15 protein-coding genes, 1 riboswitch and 1 other annotated feature are annotated in these 19,788 nt (G+C 37.3%); of the genes, 2 read left to right on the forward strand and 13 right to left on the reverse strand.

What is annotated here, in order from left to right; translation table 11 throughout:
* Positions 1–81: 81 nt before the first annotated feature.
* The 12 genes from lysA to LKE46_RS11710 form a co-directional block, all read right to left on the reverse strand.
* Positions 82–1,380: a diaminopimelate decarboxylase gene (lysA, locus tag LKE46_RS11655; protein ID WP_291722341.1), complete on the reverse strand. Its 1,299-nt coding sequence runs from the start codon at positions 1,378–1,380 to the stop codon at positions 82–84.
* A 31-nt stretch (positions 1,381–1,411) separates the two neighbouring features.
* On the reverse strand, positions 1,412–2,614 hold the full coding sequence (locus LKE46_RS11660) for an aspartate kinase (RefSeq protein WP_291722343.1): 1,203 nt from the start codon (positions 2,612–2,614) through the stop codon (positions 1,412–1,414).
* Between the two features lie 78 nt (positions 2,615–2,692).
* Positions 2,693–2,871, reverse strand: a riboswitch (Lysine riboswitch).
* A gap of 62 nt (positions 2,872–2,933) precedes the next feature.
* Positions 2,934–4,244, reverse strand: coding sequence for a M18 family aminopeptidase (locus tag LKE46_RS11665; RefSeq protein ID WP_291722346.1), 1,311 nt, complete (start codon positions 4,242–4,244; stop codon positions 2,934–2,936).
* Between the two features lie 35 nt (positions 4,245–4,279).
* Entirely contained in the window at positions 4,280–5,317 is a 1,038-nt protein-coding gene (gene hydE / locus LKE46_RS11670; protein ID WP_291722349.1) for a [FeFe] hydrogenase H-cluster radical SAM maturase HydE, read from the reverse strand.
* A gap of 33 nt (positions 5,318–5,350) precedes the next feature.
* Positions 5,351–7,486, reverse strand: a complete 2,136-nt coding sequence (locus LKE46_RS11675; RefSeq protein ID WP_291722352.1) for a HelD family protein — start codon at positions 7,484–7,486, stop codon at positions 5,351–5,353.
* Positions 7,487–7,508: 22 nt separating this feature from the next.
* Positions 7,509–9,347: an ATP-dependent zinc metalloprotease FtsH gene (gene ftsH, locus LKE46_RS11680; RefSeq protein WP_291722355.1), complete on the reverse strand. Its 1,839-nt coding sequence runs from the start codon at positions 9,345–9,347 to the stop codon at positions 7,509–7,511.
* 184 nt (positions 9,348–9,531) lie between these two features.
* Entirely contained in the window at positions 9,532–10,923 is a 1,392-nt protein-coding gene (pepV, locus tag LKE46_RS11685; protein ID WP_291722358.1) for a dipeptidase PepV, read from the reverse strand.
* A 15-nt stretch (positions 10,924–10,938) separates the two neighbouring features.
* Positions 10,939–12,375 (reverse strand): proline--tRNA ligase, encoded by a 1,437-nt coding sequence (proS, locus tag LKE46_RS11690; protein ID WP_291722361.1) that lies wholly within the window; start codon positions 12,373–12,375, stop codon positions 10,939–10,941.
* 50 nt (positions 12,376–12,425) lie between these two features.
* Positions 12,426–12,611: a binding site (T-box leader), on the reverse strand.
* 58 nt (positions 12,612–12,669) lie between these two features.
* Complete coding sequence (locus tag LKE46_RS11695) at positions 12,670–13,767, reverse strand: Ldh family oxidoreductase (protein ID WP_291722363.1); 1,098 nt, start codon at positions 13,765–13,767, stop codon at positions 12,670–12,672.
* Positions 13,768–13,861: 94 nt separating this feature from the next.
* Positions 13,862–15,574: a methyl-accepting chemotaxis protein gene (locus LKE46_RS11700; protein WP_291722366.1), complete on the reverse strand. Its 1,713-nt coding sequence runs from the start codon at positions 15,572–15,574 to the stop codon at positions 13,862–13,864.
* A 108-nt stretch (positions 15,575–15,682) separates the two neighbouring features.
* Positions 15,683–16,642, reverse strand: a complete 960-nt coding sequence (locus tag LKE46_RS11705) for a sugar kinase (RefSeq protein WP_291722369.1) — start codon at positions 16,640–16,642, stop codon at positions 15,683–15,685.
* Between the two features lie 75 nt (positions 16,643–16,717).
* Positions 16,718–17,746, reverse strand: a complete 1,029-nt coding sequence (locus LKE46_RS11710) for a LacI family DNA-binding transcriptional regulator (RefSeq protein WP_291722372.1) — start codon at positions 17,744–17,746, stop codon at positions 16,718–16,720.
* 184 nt (positions 17,747–17,930) lie between these two features.
* Between LKE46_RS11710 and LKE46_RS11715 the strand changes: the two genes are divergently transcribed.
* Positions 17,931–18,725 (forward strand): IclR family transcriptional regulator, encoded by a 795-nt coding sequence (locus LKE46_RS11715; protein WP_291722375.1) that lies wholly within the window; start codon positions 17,931–17,933, stop codon positions 18,723–18,725.
* A gap of 63 nt (positions 18,726–18,788) precedes the next feature.
* Positions 18,789–19,433 (forward strand): bifunctional 4-hydroxy-2-oxoglutarate aldolase/2-dehydro-3-deoxy-phosphogluconate aldolase, encoded by a 645-nt coding sequence (locus LKE46_RS11720; protein WP_291722377.1) that lies wholly within the window; start codon positions 18,789–18,791, stop codon positions 19,431–19,433.
* 67 nt (positions 19,434–19,500) lie between these two features.
* Here the strand turns inward: LKE46_RS11720 and LKE46_RS11725 are convergent, their stop codons facing one another.
* Entirely contained in the window at positions 19,501–19,749 is a 249-nt protein-coding gene (locus LKE46_RS11725; RefSeq protein ID WP_291722380.1) for a hypothetical protein, read from the reverse strand.
* Between the last annotated feature and the right edge of the window lie 39 nt (positions 19,750–19,788).

The raw sequence follows: 19,788 nt of genomic DNA on the forward strand, positions 1-19,788 counted from the left end.
CCTGTGAAGAATACCCTAGCTTTGATTATTGTTCCCAATAAATCATAAAATATTAATTCACAGAAAGAATGAACTTTCAAATTAAAGCATCAATTCGCCTTTTATTATATCCTGAAGACTCTGTCTTTTACATACCAGAGAAACCCTGGATTTACTGGCAAATACAACTGCAGGTCTTTCGGCCTTGTTGTAGTTGCTCGCCATGGAATATCCATATGCTCCGGTAGTAAATACTGTCAGAATATCTCCCTTTTCAATCTTCGGCAGTTCTACATTTTCTATCAGGATATCTCCCGACTCACAGAACTTTCCCGCTATTGTAACATTTTCTATATTATCCGAATGCACCTTGTTGGAAACAGCACATTCATACCTTGCTCCGTATAATGCCGGTCTTATATTATCCGCCATTCCTCCATCTATGGACACGTATTTTCTAATGTCCGGGATTTCTTTTATAGTACCCACAGTATAAAGCGTAGTACCTGCATTGCCAACTATTGACCTGCCAGGTTCAATTACAAGACAGGGCAGATTTATGCCGATTTCCCGGGCCTTTTTCTCTGCTTCCTTCAGTATTATGGAACAGAATTCCTCTATAGGCTTCGGTTTGTCTCCCTCAACATAGTATATCCCGAACCCTCCGCCCAGATCCAGTTCTTCAATACAAATATTAAATCTATTTTGTATTTTGCCTATCAGGGAGAGCATTACATCAACTTCTTCACAATAGGGTTTTACCTCAAAAATTTGAGATCCTATATGTGAATGAAAGCCTGAAAGCTTTATATTGGGAAGCTTCAATGCCAGCTCAACAGCTTCCTCAACTTTATTGTCTATAATGCTGAATCCAAACTTGGAATCTATCTGACCTGTCCTTATGTATTCATGGGTATGGGCTTCTATTCCCGGTGTAACTCTGAGCAGTATATCCTGAATTTTATTTTCCTGCCCTGCAATGGAATTTATGTTTTTCATTTCATCTATATTGTCTACTACAAATTTTCCTGCTCCCAATCTGACTGCCATTTTAATTTCATCCATTGTCTTGTTGTTCCCATGAAAGTAAATTTTATTCATTGGAAATTTACTGATATATGCGGTATATAACTCTCCGCCTGATACTACGTCGAGACAGAGACCCTCTTCATTTATAAGCTGACACATGGCAAGAGTCAAAAAAGCCTTTCCTGCATATGCAACTTTGTTTATCCCACTGTCTGCTTTAAAAGAAGTATAGTATCTTCTGCATTTGTCCCTGACCAATTCTTCATCTACAACATACAGCGGAGTTCCAAATTTTTTTGCCAGATCAACTGTATTAACCCCGTCAATATACAGAGTATTATTTTTGACCTCCATATTGTCAAATAATTTCACGAAAGCTTCCTCCTAAAAATCTATTATTTCACTAAAGATTGAATTTTTCTGCTACGATCTTCACTGTTCTGAGTTTGTCTTTATGCTTTATGGCACAGGTTACCCTTATTTCAGATGTAGTTATCATTTTGACCTGTATATTGTTTTCACGGAACAATTTGAACATCTTTGCCGCTACCCCGGAAGTAGTCTTCATGCCTATGCCTACTATTGAAAACTTGGTTATGTCCTCGTCTATATCAACCTGGCTCCCTATATCACAGTGATCCTTCAGTATATTCAGGCACTCATCCAAATCTATCTTCGGTATAGTAAATGATATATTTATTTTATTGTCTACAGGTGCAGACTGGCTTATCATGTCTATATTTATATTTTTGCTTGCTATGCTTTCAAATAAATTTGCTATTAAATTTATACTTTCATCTATATTTTTTACTGTTACGGCCACATCATCATCACTAGTTGCAATTCCGGTTACCGGTTTATTTTCCATATTCATATTGCTTTCCCCCTTTATAATAGTTCCCTTTATTTTACTGTTGCTCAATCCCACGTATATAGATATATTATACTTTTGTGCAAGTTCTATGGACCTGGGATGCATTACCTGTGCCCCGAGACTTGAAAGCTCCAGCATTTCCTCATAATCTATCTCAAATAATTTTTTTGCATCTTTGTACTCTCTTGGATCTACACTGTATATTCCATCAACATCGGTGTAAATCTCACAGATGCCATTCAATTTTACAGCTATGGCTACCGCCGTAGTATCTGACCCTCCCCTTCCAAGAGTGGTTATATCACCTTCATCATTGATGCCCTGAAATCCAGCCACAATTACTATTTTTCCTTCATCAAGTTTTTCTTTAATTCTGTTCTTGTTTATATCTTCTATAAGTGATTTTCCATACTGGCCGCTGGTCTTTACTCCTATTTGATATCCAGTATAGCTTACAGCGTCCTGTCCCAATGACTTGACAGCCATGGCAAGCAGTGCGGCAGATCTCATTTCTCCTGTAGACAGAAGTGCATCCAATTCCCTTTTGTCGGGATTTTCCGTAACCTGATTTGCAAGATCTATGAGTTCATCCGTAGTATCTCCCATTGCAGATACTACAACTACAATACTGTCACCTGATTTTTTTCTGTCTATTACAGTATGGGCTATATTTTTTATCTTTTCTACCGTACTTACAGAACTTCCCCCGTATTTTTGAACAACAATTGCCACAATATCACTCCTTAAAATTTTATAAAAACAAAAGCAGCAAAGGAACACCTTTACTGCAAAATATGCAATGCTGTGTGTTACCTTTGTAGCTCTCCACCGAATCAATAAAACCCAGTGACAGGTTTGCATATATTATATGCAAATCCAAAAGACAGTTTCGCCAAACCGCCTTCTTCGGCTGTAATTCCTTTTTATGAGTCTGAACGCCCGCCGACTAAACCCATATACTCTTAATTACAGCGACCTCTACCTTAGGCAGAACAATTTTTTTAAATTGCTCTAAGTTTACCACAAATGTAGGCACATTTCAACCTGGAATTTATAAATTATAAAATTCTCTGAAGGATTTTAAGGCATAGAGATAATCCCTGACTCCTCCAAGCTCCCTTACAGAGTGCATGGATAGTATGGCAATCCCCATATCAAGGGACGTCATATTTACATGACTGGATGATATTGGACCTATAGTTGAACCGCCTCTTTCATCTGAACGATTTACAAATATCTGCACCGGAATACCTGCCCTGCGACATATCTCCCTGTACACGGCACCGGATACTCCATCTGTGGTATAACTCTGACTGGCACTTATTTTTATTATAGGTCCCCTGTTTATCACAGGTCTGTTTACCGGATCGGATTTTTCCTCATAGTTTGGATGAAGTGCGTGCCCCAGGTCACAGGATATTATAAAGGATTTTGATATGCTTCTGTAGAACTCATCCCTGTTCTTTTTCAAATTAAGTGCTATACGCTCCAGGACGGACAAAAGCATGGGTGAGTTGGCCCCCTGTTTAGTTGTACTTCCAACTTCCTCATTGTCAAAACACACCATTACATTTGTACTGTCCTTTACCCTGGAATTGGAAATGGCTTTTATGCCCGAATACACCATGCTCAAATCATCAAGTCTTCCTGATGATATAAATTCATTATTTGCACCTACAACTCTGCCTTTTTCAAACTCATACAAAAACAAATCGAAATCAAGTATTTTCTGCGAATCTATGGAAAGCTCCTCTGATATTATCCCATTTAAATACTTTTTATCACGGGAAAAAGTATCCGCAAGTGCCAGAAGGGGGAGCAGATGTTTTTGCCTGTTCAGTTTAACACCCGCATTCACATCCCTGTTCATATGTATTGCAAGGTTCGGTATGACCATCAACGGCCTTTTGACATTTATAAACCTTATATCAGGATTAAAGGGATCTTTACCTCTCAATACAACTCTGCCTGCCAGCGAAAGAGGCCTGTCCATCCATGTATTCAGTATCGGACCGCCGTATACTTCCGTATTCAGCTTTACATAGGAACCTTCAACTTCCATATCTGCATTGGGCTTTATTCTAAAACCCGGTGAATCCGTATGTGCAGCTACTATTCTGAATCCCTCATCTTCAATTTCCCCATTTCCCGGAATAAATGCCACAAGTGCGGATTGATTCTTTCTTGTAAAGTATTTTCCTCCCTTTTCAATCTTCCACGGCTCTCCCTCGTACAATTCAATAAATCCATGCCTTTCAAGCATTGCAGCAGCATTTTTTGCCGCATGAAAAGCTGTAGGACTTTCGTAAATATAGTCTATAAGTTCATTTGCCTCTTCAATTTGATATCTTTCATTATCCATAGTATATAAATTATCCTCCTGTTAAAATATGCCGGCTATCCCATTCGCATTCTGAAGCCCTTTGTTGAAGCCACTTCTCTGCCTATCATGACTATCTTCCCGGTTATACAGTTCACACAATGCTCTGGAGTGTCTCCAGTACATATCTTTCCCGGGTAGAGCGCATACAATTTCCTGTATATCCCCTCTGTCACATTCGGCATAACTACATTTGCCCCGCTTTGAAGAACCAGTGTCCTTCCATTTGGATTCAGGGTCTCCATTGCCGTAGTTGCAGGAATATTAATGTCGGGCATTATAAGCCTCATTATTGCCACAAATTTGCGTGCAGTTTCAAAGTCGCCGCCTTCTGCATCTTTAAGCGGGGTATCCTCATTTGGTATAAAAGGTCCGACACCAACCATATCTGCATCTATTTCCTTGAAAAACATCATATCATCGGCAAGGGATTCCACACTTTGTCCCGGGAGACCAATAAGACATCCTGTTCCCACTTCGTATCCAAGTGATTTCAAATCCCTGAGACATCGCTTTCTGTTTTCATGGCTCATGCCTGGATCCATATCCCTGTACAGTTCAGGATCTGTAGTTTCTATTCTCAGAAGATATCTGTCCGCTCCAGCTTCTTTATATGCCCTATATTCTTTAAAGCTCTTCTCTCCAATACTCAAAGTTACAGCTACATTCATCTTTTTTATATTTGATATGATATATTTCATTATATCAACAGTATAGTAATCATCTTCTCCGGACTGCATGACAAGAGTTCTGTAACCATATCCAACAGCTTTTTGAGCCAGCTCTATAATTCTGTCAGGTTCTATCCTGTATCGCTTTATATTTTTGTTTGAACGCCTGAGACCACAGTACATGCAATTTCTCTTGCATATATTGGAAAACTCTATGAGTCCTCTTAAATGCACCTTGTCTCCCACATACTTTTTTCTGACTCTGTCCGCAGCTTCAAAAAGTTCACTGCTGTATCTATTTTCCAGCAAAAGCTCCACTATATCATCTTTATGCATGCAATGGCATTTCTCTGCATATTTTATTGCAAAGGACAAGTCTTTCATAAATATTCACATCCTTTCTCTGCATATTTTATTTTAAGATACATCCCAGGTCCTGTATACGCTCAATTCATGCAGAGCCCGTGTAGCCATTATATATTTGAGCTTATTCATGCTTTTCTGACTATTAAAAAAGTCATCCACCATTATTACTGCATCAAATTCCAGTCCCTTTGCAAAGTAACTTGGAATCAATATTTCTCCTTTTGAATATATCATATCTTCTCTGTAAAACACATTTATATGTATTTTTTCTTTGATTGGTGCACTTAACATCTTAATCTGCTTTAAAGACTTGCATATTACGGCTATGCTCTCATACCCTTTTCTCTTGAATTTATCAATATCTTCTATTATCCCTTCAACAAGCTCATCCATATTATGGGTCTGGTGTTCTATAACCTTTTCACCGTTTCTCACACCAACTGCAGAACTTTTTTCAAGATATCTATTGGCGTACTCCATGATTTCGCTTGTAGATCTATAACTTGTAGTAAGGGAAAAGTTTCTTACATCAAGATCTGAGAATATATCTTCAAGCTCCGCCATTGCACATTCATCATCTCCTGGAACAAGTCTTTGATTCATATCTCCCACAATCGTAAATGACCTGCATCCGGTAAGCTCCCTTATAACTTTAAATTCCAGGGTGGAATAATCCTGTGCCTCATCTATTACTATGTGCTTCAAATGTTTATAGTACTTCAACCCTTCCAATTTGATTTTCATGTAGAGTATAGGTGCAAGATCCTCATATATTATTTCCCTGTTCTTATTATACTCATTGTAAATTTGGATTATATCAGGATTTTTAATCCAGCTTAGTTTTTCTCTCTTTATTTTTAATACTTCAGCTATTACTTCACTTATTTTATTTCTTCTTGCAAATTCAAGATCGGTGGCGCTGTTGTTGAGCTGCTCATCACTCATATTTGCTATAACTTTCCTGTAATTTTCCTGTATTTCTTTTACTCTCCTGTTCCTTTCATCCTTTATTCTGGAATAAAGTACTCTTACTATCCTGCCGGTTCTTTTAAAAAGAGGCATTGATTTGAAATGTACCTTGAGCATCTCTTCTATTTCAAATCTGGTAGCTATCATACTGTCATAGAATTTTACATCCTGGGGCTTGAAATAGCTGTTTTCCAGATTTGAAATCAAATCATCAATATCCTCGGCATATTCTGCAGATCTCTTGTATTCAATCTCCCCTCTGAATTTATCTTGATCCGACAGCATATTCTCCATATAACCTTTAAAGTCCATAACTTCATCCATTTTTATAATTTCAGATGCAAATTCCCTGAAAGTAGCCTGTTTCACACTTTCTTCACCGAGACTTGGAAGCACCATGGAAATGTAATCCATAAATATGCTGTTGGGTCCCAATATGAGAACCCTGTCCTGAAGTTTTTCCCTGTAATTGTACAAAAGGTATGCCGTTCTATGGAGTGCTATAGTAGTTTTACCGCTTCCTGCAGCTCCATTTACAACTAAAACGCCATTCAAGGGCTGCCTTATAAGTTCATCCTGCTCTTTCTGTATTGTCATTACTACATCCTTCAACTTTTCGTCCGTATTTTTACTAAGGATAAATTGAAGTATTTCATCTTTTACATTTAAACTTGAATCAAACATCCCGTCAAGTTTTCCATTTTTTATGATAAACTGTCTCTTGGCCAGTACATCTGCACTTTCCATGCCCTCTGGAGCATTGTAATACGTTTCTCCAAGTTTTCCCTGATAGAAAAGAGAACTGACAGGAGACCTCCAGTCAACTATTATAGGCTCATACTCTTCCTCGTCAGTAACCCCGAAACGTCCTATATATATTCTCGTCTCGCCATATTTGTCCTTAAAATAAACTTTTCCAAAATAAGGTGATTCTTTGAGGATAGTAAGTTCCCTGAGTCTCCTCTCTATCAACTTGAATTGCTCTTCCTTGACATAGAGTTCATGGTTAAAATAATCTATCTGCTTGTCTTCATCATCCTTGTATTCCTCTAAATTTTTCTCTCTGTATTTTAGTATAAAATTCACTACATCTTTTCTATTATCTACAAGCTCTATAAGTTGATTATTTATTTTATCTATCACCCATTTCAGTTTATCTTTTTCCTTGTTTATTTCAATCTCTTTTCTAATTTCCGCTTCCAAATATTTATTTCCCATAAAACTATCTCCCAAATATTTTTTAAACATCTATGGATCTGCCATCTTTTTCTTCATACCGATGTATTATATCCATAAATTCATCACCCATGAGGGTTTCCTTCTCTACAAGAGTATGTGATATTATATTTAAAAGTTCCATATTGTCCATGAGTATCTTCCTGGATTTTTCATGGCACTTTCTTATTATATTCAACGTTTCATTGTCAATAATAGCTGCAGTTTCCGCACTGCAATTTTGAACCGGCCTGCCGTCCAGATATCTGTTTTGCATGGACTCCAATCCCATCATATCAAATCTGTCAGTCATTCCATACATGGTAACCATGCTCCTTGCCGTCTGGGTTGCCCTCTCAATATCATTGGCTGCTCCTGTGGATATGCTGTTGAATTTAACCTCTTCAGCAGATCTTCCTCCCAGCATGACACATATCTGATCCATCATTTCTTCTTTTGTATTCAAATACTTCTCCTCCTGTGGAAGCTGCATTGTATAACCAAGAGCTCCCATGGTTCTAGGGACTATAGTTATCTTGTGAACTGGATCTGTATGTTTCAGCAGTGCCGCTATCAGTGCATGCCCTACTTCATGGTAGGCTACCTGCCTTTTTTCCTCGGGAGACAATATTCTATCCTTCTTTTCCTTGCCGGCTATAATTACTTCAACTGCATCTTCCAGATCCTCCTGTTCCACAAATTCCCGCCTGTTTTTAACTGCCCTTAGTGCCGCTTCATTTATTATATTGGCAAGATCAGCACCTACAGCTCCGGGAGTGGACTTTGCTATGGAATTCAAATTCACATCCGGCGAAACCCTGACACCTTTTATATGAACTTTAAGTATATCTTCCCTGCCTTTTAAATCAGGTCTGTCAACTATCACCCTCCTGTCGAACCTGCCGGGTCTGAGAAGAGCTTTATCCAGAACTTCCGGCCTGTTTGTGGCTGCAAGTATTACTACTCCTTTTGAAGAATCAAATCCATCCATTTCCGCCAGAAGCTGATTCAATGTCTGTTCTCTTTCATCGTTTCCGGACATGTTGCCGTCCCTGCTCTTTCCTATGGCGTCTATTTCATCAATAAACACTATACATGGAGCCTTTTCCTGTGCCTGTTTGAACAGATCCCTTACTCTGGCGGCACCCATCCCCACAAACATCTCTACAAATGCTGAACCCGATATTGAAAAGAAAGGCACACCGGCTTCTCCTGCTACTGCCTTTGCCAGAAGTGTCTTCCCTGTTCCAGGCGGTCCTACAAGCAGTGCGCCTTTTGGCAGTCTTGCCCCTATCTCAACATATTTCTTGGAATTATGCAGAAAATCAACTATTTCCACCAATGATTCCTTTGCTTCTTCCTGTCCCGCTACATCCTTGAAGTTGACACCAGTTTCATTTTCTGCATATATTTTTGCAGTATTTTTGCCAAATGACATTACCCCGCTTCCCATTTTCTTGTCCAGTCGTCCCATTATCAATCTTCCAAGAATCATAAAAATCAAAATTGGAAGTACCCATCCGGTAATAAAATTTTTCATTGCCGTATTTTCCTGGGGAACACCTCCATATTTGACTTTTGCATTATCCAGTTTTTTAATCAGATCAGGGTCATCCACTTTTTCAGTATAAAGGACTTTTCCAGCGCTTTGATTTTTGGGAATAATAATCAGCTTATCCCTGCTTATCTGAACTTCCGAAATTTTATTCTCATTAATGTAATTTACAAAATCACTATATTGTATATGATCGGATTTTATATTGCTCAGATAATCATTTAATACAAATACAATTATGGCTACAACTAGAGCATAGTAAATGCCATATTTCATCTTGTTGCCATTGAATTTCTTATTATTGAACATATGTACCCTCCACTGTGCTTCATCTCTACTTATATTATAGCAATAAATAGTTTTTTTCCTATTGATATTAATAAATTTTTTATGTTATTTTGATTAACAATCAGTAAAATAAAAAATATCCGACAGCTTACTGAATTTATAGAAACTGCCGGAGATCTTACTTTCTAAATTAAAACGCCTTATACTATTTGGCCAGCTCATATATGGCATGTGCATATATTTTAGCATTTTTAACAACATGATCAATTTTTATATATTCATTGGCATTGTGGATAGTTTCAGGTTCTCCCTGAATCATCGGGCCGAAAGCAACCATATTCGGCATGTCTTTCGCATAAGTGCCTCCTCCGATTGCAAGAAGTTCAGCTTTTTTTCCAGTTTGTTCCTCATATACTTTCTTAAGGCTCCTTATAAGCGGATGACTTTCGGGAAAAAACAGTGGTTTCTGATGCATCATGTTTTCAATTCTAAAATCAAGTAGTGATATTCTATTTTTGAAAGGTTTCATCATGTCTTCATATTTGCAGGTGACAGGATATCTCAAATTGAGGGCAAAAGATATTTTATTTTCATCTATATCAACAGCTCCTACATTAAAAGTGAGCTTGCCGGATTCCTTGTCTTCAAGGTAAACACCAAAAGACCTGCCGTCGGTTTCAAAACCTACATACTCATTGAAAAAATCTATAACATCTTTTATATCAGATTTTTCAATCTTCAAATCCCCCAGAAGCTTAAACATCTGCATTACTGCATTTTTACCCAGTTCAGGCGTACTGCCGTGGGCTGCAAGTCCTTCAACCTTTATAAGGATCAGTCCTTCTTTTAACTGTACATTTGCATTAAAGTTATTTTTATGTGACAAATCCTCTATAATACCTGCAGCTGAATCTGGATCTCTAGCTTCAAGAACTGCTTCACAGTGATTTGGAACTACATTTGCCCTTTCTCCGCCTTTTATATGCTTTACAACTATATCTCCAGATGATTTCACCTTAATATCTTTGACCAAATCAAAAGTAGTTATACCTTTTTCTGCATAAATGATGGGATATTCCCCATCCGGAGTAAATCCAAGAACAGGAGCTTTTTCCCTGTCCTTGTAATACTGGATTTCGGAACAGCCGTTTTCCTCATTTGTGCCGAATATAATTCTTACTCTCCTGGAGAGTGGAAGGTTCAGGTCCTTTATAACCTTTAAAGAGTAAAGTGCCGTTATAATCGGTCCCTTGTCATCCATAGTTCCCCTTCCATATATTTTGCCGTCATGGATTTCCGCACCATAGGGCGGAAATGCCCATCCCTCTCCTTCAGGCACTACGTCAAGATGCCCGAGGACTGCAACATAATCCTCTCCCTGTCCATATTCGGCATAACCCACATATCCATCGAGGTTGACAGTCTTGAATCCCATGTTTTCTGCAATATCCAATGCTTTTTCAAGAGTACTGCCGACACCTTCACCAAAAGGCATTCCTGGTTTGGCTTTGTCTGTTACACTTCTTATTTTAACAACATCCTGAATGGATTTTATTATATCATCCTTGATCTCGTCAACTCTATCATCTATCTTCATGAACGTACCTCCTTCTTAATAGGCTCTACCCCAGTAAACCAGCTTTTTGGCTTTTTTGCCGCAGTATACACATGTGTCTGAAATCTCCTCCTGCTCAAAAGGCATACATCTTGAAGTAGCACCTGTCTCTTCCCTTATTTTATCTTCACATTCCTTGTCTCCGCACCACATGGCTTTCACAAATCCTGTTTTATTCTCTACTATATCCTTGAACTGCTCCATGTCCAGGGCTTCATGCGTCTTGCTTTCAACGGACTTTCTGGCACTTTCAAGCATGTTGTTGTGGATATCATTTAAAAGTTCAGGTATTTTCTGCTCAATTTCATTCATTGGAACAAAGGCTTTTTCTCCTGTATCCCTTCTTACAAGCACAACCTGATTCTTTTCAATATCCTTGGGACCTATTTCCAGACGAATTGGAACTCCCTTCATCTCATACTCACTGAACTTCCACCCCGGCATCTTGTCACTGTCATCCAGCTTTACCCTTGCAAATTCAGAAATACTCTTTCTTAATTCAGCCGCCTTTTCAAGGACTCCTTCCTTATGCTGTGCAACAGGTACAATAATTACCTGTATTGGAGCTATTCTAGGCGGAATTACAAGACCGCTGTCATCTCCATGCACCATTATGATTGCACCTATCAGACGGGTTGTAATTCCCCATGAAGTCTGATATACATATTGAAGCTTTCCCTCCCTGTCCGAGTACTGCATACCAAAGGATTTAGCAAAATTCTGTCCGAGAAAGTGGGAAGTACCCGCCTGAAGTGCCTTTCCATCGTGCATCAGAGCTTCTATAGTATAAGTTGCTTCTCCGCCTGCGAATTTCTCCTTTTCTGTTTTCTGTCCTTTGAGTACAGGTATTGCAAGCATATCTTCACAGAGCTCTGCGTATATATTCAGCATCTTTATGGTTTCATTTTCAGCTTCTTCTTTCGTTTCGTGTATGGTATGGCCCTCCTGCCACAGGAACTCGGTTGTTCTCAAAAATGGACGGGTGGTCTTCTCCCATCGTACTACGGAACACCACTGGTTATACAATTTAGGCAGATCCTTGTAGGATTGAACTATCTTTGCATAGTGCTCACAAAACAGAGTTTCCGAAGTAGGCCTGACACATAATTTCTCAGTCAATTCTTCTTCTCCTCCATGTGTAACCCATGCCACTTCAGGGGCAAACCCTTCAACATGATCCTTTTCCTTTTGAAGAAGACTCTCCGGTATGAATATTGGCATATACACATTCTCATGCCCTGTCTCCTTGAATCTTCTATCCAGATATTTCTGTATGCTTTCCCACATTGCATATGCATACGGCCTTATTATCATACATCCTTTTACGCTGGAATAATCTGCTAATTCCGCCTTTTTTACTATATCTGTATACCACTGTGCAAAATCCTCGTCTCTTGATGTTATTTCCTTTACCAGCTTTTTTGATTTTGACATTACTAGATTCCTCCTGTTTCATAATTAAGATAAAAAAACCCCAATCCCAACTACGGGACCGAGGTTGTATCGGTGGTGCCACCCTGATTTTCACTCTTTATTTTAACGACAATGCCGCTGTAACTTTAATTACAGAACTCCGAGGTAGGTTCAAAACAACTGCCATGGAAACTTTGCACCAACCATTTCCTCTCTAAAAAGCATTCATTTTTACTAATCCTCTTCCTAGTATTTATATTAAATATAATATTCATATTTTATAATAGAATACAGGTTCACTGTTGTCAATACTTGTTAGTTCAACTTTTCAACGTAATTTTCAGGATCTATATCAAAATATCTGCATATGTCATATATCTCATGAAGTGTGCTGTCATTCACGGGTATTCCATTTTTCATCTTGTCATTGTAGGCCTCGACTTCTTTTTCACCGTGAGTATATATTCTAACCGCGTCTTTTGCCTTCTTTGAATTTCTAAGCTCTTCCAGGTACTTTGAGAAACTATTTTCTATGGACTTTTTATCTCCAAACATTCCATAGTCTATAGCACAGAAATAATGACATGTTCCGGAACCATTCTTTCCATCAAGATGAACATAATTTCCCGTAAGTCCACCTGAGAGAATTGCCGTAAACATCTCGACTGTAAGGGCAAAACCATAGCCCTTGTGCCCTCCGGTAAGCTCTTTCGACCCTCCAAGTGGAACTATTCCACCGCCGAGATGTCTTGGTACATTGTATAAAATATCCTTTGGATTTGTGGTATCATGACCATCCGCGTCCAGTGCCCAGCCATCTGGAAGGGGTTCATTCCTTTTGTTATAGACTTCAACCTTTCCTCTTGTAACAACACTTGTAGCCATATCCATCAGAAATGGATACGGATCCGCAGGCATTGATATTGCGATTGGATTTGTACCGAGCATGGCCTCTTTTCCGAAGGTGGGGACTATAACTGCAGGTGAATTTGTCATCGATATGCCAATCAGGCCCTTTTTTTCCGCCATTCTGGCATAGTACCCTGCTATTCCATAGTGATTTGAGTTTCTGACACTTACCATACCAATACCTGAAGCTTCAGCTTTTTCAATTGCCATATTCATGGCAGTTCTACCTGTCAATTGCCCCATTCCAGCCTGACCATCCAAGGTTGCAGATACCGGTGTTTCCTTAATTATCTTCGGTTTTGAATCTACTATTATCAATCCCTGTTTTATTTCACTGTAGTATTTTACAAGTCTCTGAATTCCATGAGATTCAATTCCGAACAGATCAGAAAGCAGTAGAACATCAGTTATTGTTCTGCTGTCTTCAGTACTAAAACCAAATTTCTCGAAAACAAGATCACACATTTTTTTCAAACCATCATATCGAACTCTTGTATATGACATCTTTATCCTCCTAGCCGTTTCATAAATTAATGCTTTACAAAGTTACCTTTATAATAGTACAAATTATCGTAAAATGCCAGGAATTGCTGAAATATTACATAGCAAATCTCTGAATTATTGTATTCAATTTTTGGGCCATGTCAGCCTGGTTGACTGCAGTATACGATACTTGATCCATAGCCTTTGTTACCTCACTCATATTGCTTGTAATATTGCCTATATTTTCCGATGATGTCTGGGCAATTCCGGAGATTACCTGTACAGCATTGTTAACCTGCTCAACAGTTGCAGTAAGCTGCTCAGTCATGGAGGCAATTTCTCCCGACATATTATTTATAAAATCTGAATCATCATGATATTGATCTCCAACATTTGCAAAGTAATCAAATTGTTTTGATAGATCCTCATTAAAGAATTTCAGTATATCGCCGCTGTTGTCCGAGAGATTCTTGAATGCTGACTGAACTCTTTCTATAGTATCCTGAATTCCAGTCACCGCCTGTGAAGACTGTTCGGCCAACTGCCTGACTTCTTCTGCTACAACGGAAAACCCTCTGCCATGCTCCCCTGCTCTTGCTGCCTCAATTGCAGCATTTAAGGCAAGTAAATTCGTCTGATCTGCTATACTTGCAATGGTGTCAGCCATGGTTTTTATATTTTTCACTACTTTTCCATCTTCTATCGCCTTCAATATATTGCCGCTTTTCTCTTTATATATTTTTTTAGTATTCTCTATGGATGAAGCAACCTTACTTTTTATTTCAACAGCCCTATTGCTTGCCTTTTCGGCCTGTTTGCTTGCCTCTAGTGCCTTGGTCGACAATTCATTAATACTTGAATCCACTTCTTCTACAGATGCTGTGATTTCCTGTGAGGAAGCACTATTCTCTCCCATGGATTTAGATATTTCCTTCGTGGAATTATCTATATTCTGAAATTCCAAATTCAATTCCTCAACAGTAGCTGAAAGTTCTTCACTGGCTGCACTCATATCACGGGAATTGTTTATGATTATTTTTAAAATTTCTTTAACATTGCTCTGTGCTTTTGAAAGTGCCCTACCAGTTTGTCCAAATTCATCACTGCGTGTAATTTCCCATTTGTAAGAAAAATCGTATTCAGCAAGATGCTGTGCAAAATCCGATATTTTAGCAAGCGGATTGTTTATGCTGTTGGAGGTAAATAATCCGATTATTACTGCCATAAACAGTCCTGCTACAATAAAAACAGTCATAAAAGTATTTGAAGTTTTATATATTAAATCGTTGGTATTGTTGTCAATTTTTGCATTATTATCATTTGCCACTATGAGATTGTCAAGGTTTTCAAACATTGTAGCTTTTATCTTTGACATTTCCTCATACTGCCTTGCTGCCTGTTTCATATTATTGTCATGTATATAGTTAATTGCACTTTCCCTTGTGACCCTATAGCTGTCTACTGCATTTATAAAATTTGTCCACTGTCTTCTTTCCTTTTCACTCATGGATATATTGGTAAATTTTTTTATTCTTTTATCGTTGTCTTTTGCATTTTTGTCAATTTCCAGTTCCAGCTCATGCATTTTTGCAGTATCCTTGATATAAGTCATCTGCAGAATATTATTTTCATTTTCTACAGAATTCTGCTTTATAACAGATAATGTATATATATTCTGCAGATTATTTGAATACATCTTTTTTGCATTATTGCCTACTTTTTCAAGGGAAGTTATACCAATAATTCCTACTACTGCAATTATTACTGCAACTATTAGAAATGAAGCTATCAATTTTGTTTTAACTTTTAAATTTCTGACTATATTCACAATTAATCCCTCCTAGTTTAACAATTTTAGTAAATAATTATACTAAATAATATACTAGAATGAATTTATTGTCAATATACCCCTTTCTCTACAAATTATGAGGTATTTTTATAATGATCTACAATTATTCATGAACTTTTCAAGTTGTTGTCTATCCGGGTATCCATCACTATCCCCTTCAGACATTACTGCAAGTGCACCTATTGCAGTTCCTCTTTTTACTGAATCCTCAACAGACAGTCCTTCCAGGAGTCCGGTTATAACCCCTACTGCAAACCCGTCTCCTGCGCCAACAGTATCCACCACTTTATCAACTTTAAAGCCTCTTACTTCATAGGATTTTTTCCCGGACTTCACAAAAGCTCCCCTGCTTCCCAACTTTACAATAACAGTCTTGACCCCCCTGTTCAGGTAGAAATCTGCAATTTCATCCGGTTTATCACTTCCAGCTAAAATCAATCCTTCATTTATACCCGGAAGTACTATATCGCTTCTGAAAGCAATATCATTAATTGTATCTACCATCTCACTTCTTGATTTCCATAACTGCGGCCTCAAGTTTGGATCAAAAGTAATAGTTATATTTTTTTGTTTCAACAATTTTATAAGTTCATACACAGCTTCTCTGCAGCTTTCAGATAAGGCAGGAAATATTCCGGTCAAATGTGCAATTTTTACATCATCAAGATTCAGATTTTCAAGGTCGTCTTTTGAAAAGTGAGAAGCTGCAGAATTCCGCCTAAAATAAAATATCTTCGGATCTCCCGTACTGACCTTGGATTTCAGTTGATATGCTGTAAAATATTCTTCTGTTTCACCAATATAATCAGTACCTATACCTTCTCTGTCAAGGCTGTCTTTTATAAAACTTCCGAAGGGATCTTTTCCTAATTTCGTAATATATTGTGTTGAATGTCCCAGTCTTGACAATCCTACACAGACATTGACTTCTGCCCCCGCCAGAAATTTTGTAAAAGTTTTTGCATCCTTCAATTCCTTATCAGCATCATCTTTTCCACTAGCTCCGAATAGCGTCATCGGTTCTCCAATAGTTAAAAATTCACTCATAAACACACATCCTCCACATTTTATAAATTTTTATAATCACGCTTGAACATTTCAGCCAATTTTATAGAAACCGGTTTATTTACTTTTCAAATTAGTAGATCCCCTGACCTTCAAACTCGATTTTAAATAAACACAGGTAGTTCTTCCTAAATTGTCACGCCTTATTTTTTCCATCAATATCTTTGCGGATTCAAATCCCATGTCATAAGACGGCTGCGATATCGTAGTAATTCCAGGCGGTATGAGAGCTGCCCATCCCCAGTCATCATATCCGCATATTCCTGCGTCATCAGGTATTTTCAACTTCAATTTTCTCATATTATTCAGCACATTCAGAAGGACTACACCATTAATGGCAAAAACAGCTTTGGTACCGCTGTGATTTTCTACAAAATCCAATAGTTTTGATTCAATGTCCCCTTCATTGTAGTCCTCTAAAACATATACACCAAAATTTGAACTGTCCAATCTCTTGCTGCATACTTCAATAAAAGCTTTTTTTCTCTCAATTCTGGAACTTATATTTCCCACCGGAGGAGTAAATAATGCTGCATTATGAAAACCTTCATCAATCAAATAATTTACAATATTAAAAGTCATCTCATAGTTGTTGCTTGTAACTCCATCAAAAAATTTTGAATTTACAATTCTGTCAAGCATGACAACAGGTACATTTTTATTTTTTATATGTATGAGAAGTTCTTCATTATATCCGGTTCCGTTTATTATAATTCCATCGACATTCTGATCCATCAGGGACAGTAAATATTCTTTTTCCCTGTCTTTATCATTATCAGCATTTGTTATTATGATATTGTAATTGTACTTTCTGCATCCATCACCTATTCCTTTTATGAGTATGGAGGAAAAAGGATTTGTCAAGTCTGCCATTACAACACCTATCAGCCTGCTCTTTTTAAGCTTCAGGGTTCTTGCTGTATTGTTCGGTCTATAATCCAGTTCTTCTATGACTTTTTCAATCCTGTTCCTCGTATTTTCCGACATGAACTCAAATTTTCCATTTAAATACCGTGATATTGTAGACTTTGAAACTCCAGCCTTTTCTGCAACATCATCAATCGTAATTTTTTTCTGATCTTTCATAACACCGGAACCTCATTTCATCTTCTCAATTTTAGAAACCGATTTACTATAATTTATAGTAACATAAATATAGAATTGTTTCAATATGCAAGATAAAGACTTACTTCTGCGGGCTGTAAAAGGACTTATTAAATGATATAATTGATTCATAATTTAATTTTAAATTGGAGGATACATCATAACTATGAACAATAATTCAGAAAATTCAAGCCTTGTACAGTCAGTAAACAAAGCACTTGAAATATTAAATGCACTTGCCGAATGTCCGAAAGGCTGTAGAATCGCAGAACTTTCCAAAAGACTTGGATTGAATAAAAGCACCATATATAGAATACTGGCAACTTTAAGATATAGGAACTATGTAATAAAAAATGAGGAAAATGACAAATACATGCTTGGAACTCAGATACTTTATCTGTCACAGAGTTTAAAGAGCGGTATGGACCTGGTAACTATATCCAGACCATACATAAACAAACTTGTAGACAAAATTGGTGAAACAGCTCATCTATGCATTCCAGACGAACTTTTCCATAATATTATATACATAGATAAAATATCACCTGAACAGCCAAACAGAAGTATATACATGTCATCAAAAATAGGGAAAAAAACTCCAATATATTGTACAGCATCCGGCAAACTGCTTCTTTCACAATTTTCTGATGAAAAAATAAAAAATATTCTTGAGAAAATTGATCTTGTAAAGCATACAGAAAATACAATTATCGATGTAAATATTTTTCTCGATGAAATAAAAAAAATCCGCATTGACCGCTATGCACTGGATAGAGTGGAAAACGAGAACGGGATAATATGTATTGCAGTTCCTATTTTTAACTCCAAAGGAGAAATATGTGCAACTATAAGCATATCATCGGTAATATTGTTTAAAACTATCGAGGATCTTCTAAGCTATAAAGATGATATTTTTGAAATTTGCAATAAAATAAGCAAATTGCTTGGATTTATGTCTTGATATATGAAATGATGTTTTATATAATGAAACATATAATTAAAATATTTGATTAGGAGATAATCTATGATAGAGAAAATTGAAACCTTGAAAAAAATTGAAGAAGTTGGCGTAGTTGCTGTAATAAGAGCTGAAAATCCGGAAACTGCAGAAAAAATCTCCAGGGCATGTATAGAAGGCGGCATTCCTGCAATAGAAGTTACATTTACGGTACCTGGTGCAGACAAAGTAATAACTTCATTAAAAGATAAATTTTCAAATGACGAACTAATAGTAGGTGCCGGAACTGTATTGGACAGTGAAACTGCCAGAATTGCAATACTTGCTGGTGCAAAATACATTGTAAGCCCTGCATTTGATCTCGATACGGTAAAACTCTGCAACAGATATCAAATACCTTACATGGCCGGATGTATGACTGTAAATGAAATGATAAAAGCTATGGAAGCCGGTACAGATGTGATAAAGCTGTTTCCAGGAAGTGCTTATGGTCCCGATATAATAAAAGCTATAAAGGCTCCCCTTCCCCAGGTTCCTATCATGCCCACAGGCGGAGTAGACCTGGATAATGTAGATCAATGGATAAAAAATGGCTGTATAGCCGTAGGTGCAGGCGGTAAACTTACCGGCGGAGCTAAAACCGGAGATTACAACAGGATAACTGAAACAGCAAAAGAATTTGTCAGCAGGGTAAAAGAAGCAAGAAAATAAATGGTGAAGGGGTCTTGCCGCATTGGTATAAAAAAATATTCTAATGCGGCAGCCTTTTTTACATATCTTATCTTTTATCATTTATATTTTTAACAGCTGATCTTATATAGAGTATAAATACAATTAAAAGTATAACTAGCTGTACTGCATTTAAAACAGGCAAAAAATTGCTGGTTAATATGTTTTCTAAAAAAACTATTCTGAAAAAATCTATAGTGAAAAAAATTACCAAAAGCAATAATTTTATATTTTTTTTATTTCCATACCACCAACATAAAAACAAAAGAAGTATAATACCTTTTATTATAATATTCAAATGAACACCTCCAAACTTTATTTCTTAATGCTAATGCTG

The organism is Clostridium sp. (assembly GCF_022482905.1).
GTDB lineage: Bacteria > Bacillota > Clostridia > Clostridiales > Clostridiaceae > Clostridium_B.

Bases quoted from the DNA above. Each gene is read 5' to 3' on its own strand.
- LKE46_RS11710 (WP_291722372.1), bottom strand. From the start codon at position 17,746: ATGAAAGATCAGAAAAAAATTACGATTGATGATGTTGCAGAAAAGGCT.
- LKE46_RS11695 (WP_291722363.1), bottom strand. From the start codon at position 13,767: ATGTCATATACAAGAGTTCGATATGATGGTTTGAAAAAAATGTGTGAT.
- ftsH (WP_291722355.1), bottom strand. From the start codon at position 9,347: ATGTTCAATAATAAGAAATTCAATGGCAACAAGATGAAATATGGCATT.
- LKE46_RS11715 (WP_291722375.1), top strand. From the start codon at position 17,931: ATGAACAATAATTCAGAAAATTCAAGCCTTGTACAGTCAGTAAACAAA.
- LKE46_RS11675 (WP_291722352.1), bottom strand. From the start codon at position 7,486: ATGGGAAATAAATATTTGGAAGCGGAAATTAGAAAAGAGATTGAAATA.
- LKE46_RS11705 (WP_291722369.1), bottom strand. From the start codon at position 16,642: ATGAGTGAATTTTTAACTATTGGAGAACCGATGACGCTATTCGGAGCT.
- proS (WP_291722361.1), bottom strand. From the start codon at position 12,375: ATGTCAAAATCAAAAAAGCTGGTAAAGGAAATAACATCAAGAGACGAG.
- hydE (WP_291722349.1), bottom strand. From the start codon at position 5,317: ATGAAAGACTTGTCCTTTGCAATAAAATATGCAGAGAAATGCCATTGC.
- LKE46_RS11720 (WP_291722377.1), top strand. From the start codon at position 18,789: ATGATAGAGAAAATTGAAACCTTGAAAAAAATTGAAGAAGTTGGCGTA.
- LKE46_RS11665 (WP_291722346.1), bottom strand. From the start codon at position 4,244: ATGGATAATGAAAGATATCAAATTGAAGAGGCAAATGAACTTATAGAC.
- pepV (WP_291722358.1), bottom strand. From the start codon at position 10,923: ATGAAGATAGATGATAGAGTTGACGAGATCAAGGATGATATAATAAAA.